This window comes from Aeromonas sp. HMWF014 (genome assembly GCF_963878295.1).
In the GTDB taxonomy this organism is placed as follows: Bacteria; Pseudomonadota; Gammaproteobacteria; order Enterobacterales; family Aeromonadaceae; genus Aeromonas; species Aeromonas popoffii.
Genome location: NZ_CAWNYS010000348.1, coordinates 1 through 6,117, shown reverse-complemented (window position 1 = coordinate 6,117; position 6,117 = coordinate 1). Strand labels below are relative to the sequence as shown.

The 6,117-nt window shown below is 64.0% G+C and carries 4 protein-coding genes and 1 pseudogene; 3 read left to right on the top strand and 2 right to left on the bottom strand.

Going from position 1 to position 6,117, the window contains the following annotated elements; translation table 11 throughout:
* Nucleotides 1–211, bottom strand: a pseudogene (locus AAC083_RS14535) (gamma-glutamyltransferase); the annotation flags it as partial.
* Between the two features lie 194 nt (nucleotides 212–405).
* Nucleotides 406–1,317 (bottom strand): recombination-associated protein RdgC, encoded by a 912-nt coding sequence (gene rdgC, locus AAC083_RS14530; protein WP_108536982.1) that lies wholly within the window; start codon nucleotides 1,315–1,317, stop codon nucleotides 406–408.
* Between the two features lie 179 nt (nucleotides 1,318–1,496).
* Here rdgC and AAC083_RS14525 point away from each other — a divergent pair, with 179 nt between their 5' ends.
* The 3 genes from AAC083_RS14525 to AAC083_RS14515 form a co-directional block, all read left to right on the top strand.
* Complete coding sequence (locus AAC083_RS14525) at nucleotides 1,497–1,925, top strand: GNAT family N-acetyltransferase (protein WP_042036331.1); 429 nt, start codon at nucleotides 1,497–1,499, stop codon at nucleotides 1,923–1,925.
* A gap of 104 nt (nucleotides 1,926–2,029) precedes the next feature.
* Nucleotides 2,030–3,256 (top strand): exonuclease SbcCD subunit D C-terminal domain-containing protein, encoded by a 1,227-nt coding sequence (locus AAC083_RS14520; RefSeq protein ID WP_108536981.1) that lies wholly within the window; start codon nucleotides 2,030–2,032, stop codon nucleotides 3,254–3,256.
* On the top strand, nucleotides 3,253–6,117 hold a 2,865-nt coding region (locus AAC083_RS14515; protein WP_108536980.1), incomplete at its 3' end, for an AAA family ATPase. The genes AAC083_RS14520 and AAC083_RS14515, both read left to right, overlap by 4 nt.

Below are 6,117 nucleotides of genomic sequence, written 5' to 3'. Positions count from 1 at the left end.
GGATGATCTGGTAGCCCGCATCCACCGCCAGCGGGTTGGCAGCCGCCACCATGAAGTTATTGCCCTGCCAGCCCTGTTTGTCGGCCCAGCCGCTGGCGGCTTCCGGGGCGATCAGGGTTTGGGGAGGCGGGGCATAGTGAAAGCCTTTGTCACTGGCACAACCGGCCAGCAGGGCGAGGGCAACGGCGAGGCCCAGGGGTTTGAGCAACATGACACTCTCCTTGTCTGTTTTATGAGCGCGAGGGGGGACTATGTCACGATTGGCGCTGGTTGCTCAAGTTATTGAACAGGATCAATACCTTACTCATCTATCAATAGAGGTTACCCACAGTAGAAACAAAAAAACTGCCCGAAGGCAGTTTTTACAATGTTCATGGCCGTTGCCAGTGACCCATGCAAGCGAGCTTAGATGGACTGTTCTTCGCCACCCAGGGCGGCAAACAGCGCCGGGATGAACTGGGCCAGTTCGGCGGTCACCAGGGCGAAATCCGCATCCAGACGGGCGGCGGGATCTTCGCTGGTGACGTCGTCGTTCTGCTCGCGCAGCTCTTCGCTGAATTTCAGGCGCTTGATGGAGAGGTCGTCCCCCAGCACGAAGCTCAGGGTCTCGCCCCAGTTGAGGGCCAGCTTGGTCACCAGCTTGTCATTGGCCAAATGGTTCTTGATTTCATCCGTCATCAGATCCTGCTGCTTGCAGCGAATGATGCCGCCGTGCTCCATGGCACTGCGCAGCTCGGCTTCATCTTCCAGCGCGAAGGCGGCGGGCAGATTACCCTCGCTCAGCCACTCGGTCATGGTGATCTCGGGCGGGTTCTTGAGGGCCACCGGCACCACCGGCAGGGTACCGATGCTTTTGCGCAGCAGCGCCAGCAGATCGTCCGCCTTCTTGGCGGAGCCTGCGTCCACCACCATCAGATTGTCGGCCGGATTGATCCAGGCGAAGGTCTGGCTGGTACGACTGAAGGCACGGGGCAGCAGGGTGTGGAGTATCTCCTCCTTCAGCGCTTCCTTCTCTTTCTTTTTGAGGGCGCGGCCCTGCTCGAATTCGATCGCTTCTACCTTCTCCGCCAGCATCTCCTTGACCACGGAACCCGGCAGCATCTTATCTTCCTTGCGGGCGCAGAGCAGGATGTGGCCGGAGGCAGAGTGGGTCAGGGTCGAGCCGAATTTGCCAAGGGGCTTGACCCAACCGAACCGGGAGATGTCCTGACTGCCACAAGGGGTGAAGGCGCAGGCCTCGAGCTGGGTTTCCAGCTGATCCACTGTCAGGTCAAAGGGGCGGGTAAAGCGATAAATCTGCAGGTTTTTAAACCACATGGCGTCCTCGGTCTCATAGATTGTCCGGCGGGCATTGTACTAGAGAGGCGCTTTGTGATCAGCCAATCATTCTCGCTAAATAAAGGGCGATCGAGTTCACAGGGAGTCATATTCGCCCCAATCCTGTCATCAAACTCTCCTAGACTGCGAGTGTTCAGATTGTTAACAAGGATGCAAATATGTTGAGGCCGAGTCGGTCCGAGGACATGGATGAGATCGTCGAAATCTGGTTGCTGGCCTCCCTGCAGGCCCACGATTTCGTTGATGCCTCCTGCTGGTGGCAGGCCCAGGAAGATCTGCGCACCCGTTATCTCGACCGGGCCCGTATCTGGGTCTTCGAGGAGCGCGGTGAGCTGCTCGGCTTCATGGCACTGGCGGATGATTACCTCGCGGCCCTGTTTGTGCGTCCTGACCGCCAGGGGCGCGGCGTCGGCCACGCCCTGTTGCAGGAGGCCAAGTTACAGGGGGCCAGGCTGCATGCGCGGGTGTTTGTGGAGAACGAACAGGCGGTGCGCTTCTACCGCCGCCGAGGCTTCGTGATAGAGAGGGAGGAGTTCGATCCCCTCACCGGTCATCCCCAGTACAAGATGTGCTGCGAGTCCGCCTGATCTGACGCCACCGGCCTGTTTTGCTTGAAAAAAGGGTGGCGTATCCTCATCTTGTCTCCATTGGGTGCCGTGGGCACCTCTCCCCCATTTCGAGCCGCATTCTCATGAAGATCCTGCATACCGCCGACTGGCACCTTGGCCACCAACTCCATGGTCATGAACGCCGCTTTGAACACGACGTTTTTCTCGACTGGTTGAGCGACACCCTCAAGCAGCGTCAGATCGACGCCCTGCTGGTGGCGGGCGATCTGTTCGATACCGCCAATCCCCCCGCGAGCGCCTGGCAGCAGCTCTATCGCTTCCTGGCGAGACTGCGGGCCGAGATGCCCCGCCTCAACATGGTGCTGATCGGCGGCAATCACGACTCACCCTCCAAGCTGGATGCGCCCCACGAGCTGCTGCGGGCCTTTGACCTGCATCTGGTGGGCAGCATCAGCCGGGATAGTGATGGCAAGCTTGAGACCGACCGCCTGCTGGTGCCGCTGCAAGACAGGGAAGGCAAGATAGCCGCCTGGTGCGCCGCTGTGCCGTTCCTGCGCAGCAGCGATCTGAGGGTCGAGCAACTGGCAGAGGGGCAGGACAGGCTGATTGAAGGGGTACGGCAGGTCTATGAGGAGGTGTTGAGTGCCGGGCGGGCGCGCTGCGAGCCCGATCAGGCGCTGATCGCCATGGGCCACGCCTATCTGGCGGCGGGCCAGCTCTCCGAGCTCTCCGAGCGGCGGGTGCTCGGCGGTAACCAGCATGCCCTGCCAGCCGACATCTTCGCCGCTGCCGACTACACGGCGCTCGGGCACCTGCATCTGGCCCAGAGCCCGGCCGAAGGGGTGCACTACAGCGGTTCGCCGTTGCCGCTCTCGCTCGCTGAGGCCAACTATAACCATCAGGTGCTGGAAGTGACCTTTGCGGGGGGGAAACTGGCCGGGTTGGAGCGGATCCCGGTACCCCGCGCGGTGGAGATGATCCGGCTGCCCGAGAGCGAACTGGAGGGGGCGCTCCAGGCCATCGAGGCGCTGACGCTACCCGCTTGCCAACAAGAAGCCCAGCCCTTCCTCGAAGTGCGACTATTGTTGCCCAGACCCGAGGCCCGCATCCGCGAGCGCATTCTGGCAGCGCTGGTGGGCAAACCCGTGCGTCTGGCTCGCATCAGCACCCGTTATCTGGGATCCGGGCAGGGGCTGGCCGATGGCTCCCATCAGCGCAGGCTGGATGAGCTCTCCCCCACAGAGGTGTTCAGGCTCTGCTATCAGCGTCAGTTTGACGGTGAACCCGAGGCCGAGCTGGTGGCCTCGTTTGAAGAGATATTGCAACAGGTGAAGGAGTCCGGCATATGAAGATCCTCTCCCTTCGGGGTGAAAACCTGGCCAGTCTGACCGGGCTCTTCACCATCGACTTTACCAAGGGGGCGCTTGGCGCCGCCGGTCTGTTTGCCATCACCGGCAACACGGGCGCGGGCAAGAGCACCCTGCTCGATGCCATCTGTCTGGCGCTGTACGACGAGATGCCGCGCTTCATCGCCAATCGCAAGCACGTGGCCGAGGTGGGCCGAGCGGATGACGAGGAGAAGCTCAAGGCCAATGACGTGCGCGGCATCCTCAGCCGTGGCCACGCCAGCGGCTGTGCCGAGGTGCAGTTTCGCGGCTGCGACGGCCGGATCTGGCTGGCGCGCTGGGCGGTGCGCCGGGCCCGTAATCGTTCGGAGGGGCGCTTTCAGGCCCAGGAGCGCAGCCTGACCGACGTGGCGAGCGGGCAGGTTTTCTCCGGCAGCAAGCGGGAGCTGCAGGATCGCATCGACGAGCTGGTGGGGCTCTCCTGGGAGCAATTTCGCCGCGCCGTGATCCTGCCTCAGGGGGAGTTTGCCGCGTTTCTCAAGGCGAGTGCCGACGAGCGCTCCGCCCTGCTTGAACGCATGACCGGTACCGAGCTTTACTCCGTTATCTCCATCCAGACCCATGAGCGGGCGCGGGAGGAGCAGCAAAAATTGGCCGCCATCGGGCAACGGCTCGGCGACGTGGCACTCATGGACGAGGCGACCCGCGAGCAGTGGGTCGCCCGGCAGTTGGGCTGCTCCACCGGTCTCAAGCACGAGCAGCAGCAACGCCAGCTGTTGCAGGACTTGCGTGATCTCAACAATCGCATCGCCGCCCAGTTGCTGGCCTGTCAGGAGGGGCAGGCGGCACTGGCTGCCGCAGAAGCGGCTCATGCCCTGGCCGCTCCCGAGCGGGAGGAGTTTACCCGCGCCGAGCAGGCCCAGGTGGCACGCGCCGATCACGACGAGCTGGCGCGTCTTACCCTGGAGGTGCAGCAGCAGGAGCAGCTTATCGGCCAGTTGGGGCCTGAATTGGCACAGGTTGAACTGGCGCAGCAGCAGGTCGCGCTGCGCGAGCAGCACCTGCTGGCCGACAAGATAGCCGCCGAGCGTGAATGGGGAGCGCTGCAACCCGAGCTCAAGCGGGCGCAGGAGCTCGATACCCGCATCAGGGAGAAGGGCAGCCAGTTGCAGGACGTCCAGCAGCAGGGGGCGCAGGCGCGTACCTTGCAACTGGCACTGCAGCAGGAGTGGCAAGAGCAGGCGAGCCGGGTGCAGGCACTCGAGACACGGCGCCAGCAATGGGCACGCTGGCTGGATGAGCGCAAGGCGCTGGCGCCGCTGGCGCGGCAGTGGCAACCCTTGCTGGCGGCCATGCAGGATTGGGCAGAGGGTCGGGATCAGCTGCAACATTTGCAGCAGAGCCGTGAGCACAAGGGCCATGCCCTGCGCGATCTCAACAGCCGGCTGGAGCAGGGTCAGCAGGAGCGGGACGGCTGGCAGCAGGAGCGCACACGGCTGCAACAGCAGCATGATCAGTTGCAGGCGCAGGAGTGGGATGGTCAGGTTGCCAAGGCGCAGGAGCAGCGGCAGGCCCAGACCGAGCAGCTGGCGCGGGTGCGGCAACTGCTGGAGCTGGCGGAGGCGGGCCGCAATCACAGCGAGCAACAGGAGCGCTTGTTGCAAGAGATGGCGCTGCTCGAGCAACATCTGCACCGGCTGGTCGGTCAGCGCGATGAGCTGGTGCCGGCGCTGGAACGGCTTGCCACCCAGCGTGGCGAGGCGCGCCATGCCCTGGAGCAGGCCCGCGCCGTGGCCAGCTTCGAGCAGTATCGTCACGTGCTGAGCGATGGCTCCCCCTGCCCGCTCTGCGGCGCCGAGGAGCACCCCTATCGCCAGAGCCAGCCGCAGGTGGCTGGCATACTGGCCCAGCTGGCCGATCGAGCCCGTCAGCTGGAGCTCGAGTGGGAGCGGCTCAATCACCAATATATTCAGGGGGAGAGCGAACGGGTTGAACTGGCCCGTCAGCTTGCCGCCCGCCAACAGCGCCAGCCGGAGCTTGAGGCGAGATCCGAACAGCTGACCCAGCGCTGGTTGCAACTGGGCGGCAATACCCTGTTGGGGCACGGGCTGCCCCTACGTCAGAGTCCGGCGGAGTGGGCAGATCTGCTGGCCCATCTCTTGGCACAGGGAGAGACTCTGGAGCTGGGTCTGGTGGCCGGACAGCGACAGCTGCAACAGGCCCAGCAAGGCCAGCAGATGTTGATGGGGCTGCGCAATCAGCTGACCCAGTTGACGGCCCGTCATCAGCAGTTCGAACAGCAGTGGCAGGAGGCCGAGCGGCAGAAGATCGCGTGGGAGGCCGAGCTAAAAGCGCTGGCCGAGCAGGAGGTCGCGCTGCGCCAGCGCCTGGTGCAGGGGGAAGCGCGACTCGATGAACAGATGGGAGCCGAACCCTGGCGTCAGTGGCTCGGCAGCCGGCAGTGGCTCGAATGGCAGCAGACCTGCGAGGCCTATTTGCAGGGACAGCGCGAGTGGGAGCAGTTGGGCAGTGAACTTGCGAGCCTGACGCCGGGCGTGAGCGCGCAGGAGGCACGGGTGCAGAGCCAGAACGAGCTGCTGCACAAGCTGGAGCGCGACTACAAAGAGGCCGAGTTGCAGCGCCAGGGGTTGCTCGCCAGCCGCGAGGCCTGTCTGGGAGGGCGCGTCATCGCCGAGGTCGAAGGCGAATGGCAACAGCGGCTGTTGCATGCCGCCAGCCAGCTCGAGGAGGCGGTGGCCGCGTTGCGGATGGCCAGGGAGAAGCAGACCGAGCTCAAGGCCAGGCTGGCTCACCTTGAGCAGGACAAGCTGGTGAGCAGCCGTCGCCGGCGCGAGGTGCTGGGC

What these genes read in the sequence shown, in the direction of transcription:
- rdgC (WP_108536982.1), bottom strand. Translation starts at nt 1,317, where the DNA reads ATGTGGTTTAAAAACCTGCAGATTTATCGCTTTACCCGCCCCTTTGAC.
- AAC083_RS14525 (WP_042036331.1), top strand. Translation starts at nt 1,497, where the DNA reads ATGTTGAGGCCGAGTCGGTCCGAGGACATGGATGAGATCGTCGAAATC.
- AAC083_RS14520 (WP_108536981.1), top strand. Translation starts at nt 2,030, where the DNA reads ATGAAGATCCTGCATACCGCCGACTGGCACCTTGGCCACCAACTCCAT.